The organism is Spirillospora sp. NPDC049652 (genome assembly GCF_040675125.1).
Lineage (GTDB): Bacteria > Actinomycetota > Actinomycetes > Streptosporangiales > Streptosporangiaceae > Spirillospora.
On sequence record NZ_JBFAOF010000990.1, the window covers coordinates 1 to 2546 of the forward strand.

General features: G+C 72.2%; 3 protein-coding genes. 1 reads left to right on the forward strand and 2 read right to left on the reverse strand.

The annotated features are described in order from the left end of the window. Positions 1-14: 14 nt before the first annotated feature. Together AB0J52_RS35870 and AB0J52_RS35875 are read right to left on the reverse strand one after the other, a co-directional pair. The gene (locus AB0J52_RS35870) at positions 15-434 is read right to left on the reverse strand and encodes an aromatic prenyltransferase (protein ID WP_500187370.1); all 420 of its coding nucleotides are present in this window, start codon (positions 432-434) and stop codon (positions 15-17) included. 144 nt (positions 435-578) lie between these two features. Then, complete coding sequence (locus AB0J52_RS35875) at positions 579-1463, reverse strand: NAD(P)-dependent oxidoreductase (RefSeq protein ID WP_500187371.1); 885 nt, start codon at positions 1461-1463, stop codon at positions 579-581. Between the two features lie 97 nt (positions 1464-1560). Here AB0J52_RS35875 and AB0J52_RS35880 point away from each other — a divergent pair. Then, on the forward strand, positions 1561-2546 hold a 986-nt coding region (locus AB0J52_RS35880), incomplete at its 3' end, for an AfsR/SARP family transcriptional regulator (RefSeq protein WP_500187372.1).

Consider the following 2546-nt stretch of genomic DNA (forward strand, 5'->3'; position numbering starts at 1 on the left):
CCGCGCTGAAGTAATCAGCGCACCACGATCATTCGCCCCAGCAGGCTGTGCTGTTCGAAGCCCAATACCGCCTGCAACGCGTTCAGTACTGCCTGCGGGTCTTTGCTCGGGAAGCTGCCGCTGACCCGCTTGGCCCCCATCTCGTCGTTGAGCAGCACGATGCGGCCAGGGTAAGGCGGTTCGGCGGCCAGCAGCCCGGCGCGGACGGCGGCGCCGACCGTGTCGGTGCGCCGCCGTTCGTAGAAGCGGTAGTTGAGCGGCGCGCCGGGGCGGTCGGTGGTCCGCCAGAGCACCGCTCCGTTCCGGAACCCGTCCGGATAGGCGTCGAGAACCGCCCGCGTCACCGTTTCGGAGTAGGGCGCGCCGATGGCGTCGGCCGTCGTCCGCGCGTCAATGAGGAACTGCTCGGGAGAGAAACAGAACGAGGCTGCCATGACTGCTCCGATCGGCGGGACGTCATGTGAATCAGCTTCGCAAATCGTCCCACGCGTGTAAATCCGTCACTGGCGTTCTTTCAGGCATCTCCCGCACCACCGGCCGCCTCGCGGTCCGCGGACCACGAGGCGGCACGCGGAGGGTCAGGCCGGGGCGTCCGAGGCGCGCACGATCTCGTACACCGCGCCGAGGCCCTCGTCGCGGTGGCCCGCTTCGACGGCGCGGTCGAAGACCGCCTTGAGGGCCTCGGGCATGGTCGCGTCCACGCCGGCGGCACGGGCGGCCTCGATCACGTGGCCGACGCTGACGGCCTCCATGTGGACGGTGTCCGCGACGCCCGGGTAGACGTGGTCGGCCATCTGCGCGGACGAGATCTTCACGAAGCCCATCGGCCCGTCCTCGCCGATGCTGCGGACGATGGCCGCGGCGACCTCGCCGTAGTCGCGGGGCGAGACGCCCGCGCTGGCCACCAGGGCCGCGGCCTGCATGAACGCGCCCATGGTCGCGGCGAACAGGTAGAACCCGGCGAGGTAGTAGAGCGCCGCGAGGCCCGGGTCCGCGCCGACGTAGGCGGTGTCGCTGATGGCGGCGAGGGTCGCGCGGTGCCGTTCGAGGAGCGCCTCGGACCCGGCGATGTAGGTCTCGGCGGCGGGCGTGCCGATCCCGGGGACCGGGACCATGATGCCGCCGGCCAGCAGGTGCGCGCCGTGCGCCTCCGCCCACTTGGCGGCCTCGCGCACCTCGTCCGGGCTGCCGGAGCTGAGGTTGACCAGGACGCGTCCCGCCAGCGCGTCCTCGGCGCCCCGCAGCGAATCGTACATCGCCTGGTAGTGGGTCTGGCTGAGGACGACCAGCTCGTTCGCGGCGAGGGCCTCGGCGGCGGACGGCGCGAGGGCCGCGCCCTTGGCGACGAGGGGTTCGGCCCTGGCCGCCGTCCGGTTCCAGACCGTGACGGCGTGGCCCTTCTCCAGGAAGACCTCGGCCATCCGCGTGCCCATGGAGCCGAGTCCGATGACGGTCACCGACATGGTGTTTCTCCTTGTTCTCTTGGGATGGCCTCAGCTTCGGGCGGGGCGCTACGGAATCCCTTCGGGGGCACTACGGGTTCGTCCGTAGGGTGGGTTCATGCGTTTCGGGGTGCTCGGGCCGCTCGCGGTGTGGACGGACGGTGGCGAGGCCGTCCGGGTGCCCGAGGCCAAGGTGCGGATGCTGCTCGCGGTGCTCCTGGCCGCCGAGGGCGACGTCGTGTCGTCCGATCGGCTCGTCGAGGCGCTGTGGGGGGACCGTCCACCGCGCAATCCCCTCGGGACGTTGCAGGCGCGGGTGTCGCAGCTTCGAAAGGTGCTGGAGGACGCCGAGCCGGGCGGCCGCGCGCTCATCCGCTCCCAGCCACCTGGTTACGTGCTGACGGTGGACGCCACGGATGCGAAGCAGTTCATCGACCTGACCCAACGCGCACGAGACGAACAGGACGCGCGCGCACGAGCGAAACTGTTCGACGAGGCGCTGGCGCTCTGGCGCGGTCAGGCGTACGCCGAGTTCGACAACGCAGCCGTTCTGCAAGCGACCGGGACGCGTCTGGAGGAAGCCCGGCTCGCCGCGATCGAGGAGCAGGCGGAGGCGCGTCTGGAAGCCGGGGAGCTTCCGGTCCTGGGCGAGGTGGTCGCCCGGCATCCGCTGCGAGAGCGGCTGCGCGCGGCGCACATTCTCGCGCTGTACCGGGCCGGCCGGCAGGCCGAGGCGCTGGCCGACTACGAGGCGCTGCGGCGGCTCCTCGCCGATGAGCTGGGCGTCGATCCCAGTCCCGAACTGGCCGCGCTGCACCGGTCGATCCTGCGGCAGTCGAACACGCTGAGGCCGCCTGCGGAAGCGTCCGTCCCGGCCGTCCCCGTCCCCGTTCCCGGACCGGGCAACCTGCCCGCCGTCCTCGGGGACCTGGTCGGGCGGGAGCGGGACGTCACCGCCGTCCGGGCGGCGCTGCGCGGCGAGCGGCTGGTGACGCTCACCGGGCCCGGCGGGGTCGGCAAGACGCGGCTGGCGCTGGAGGTCGCGGCGCGGTCGGCGCGCGACCACCCGGACGGGACGTGGCTGGTGGAGTTGGCCGGGGGCCG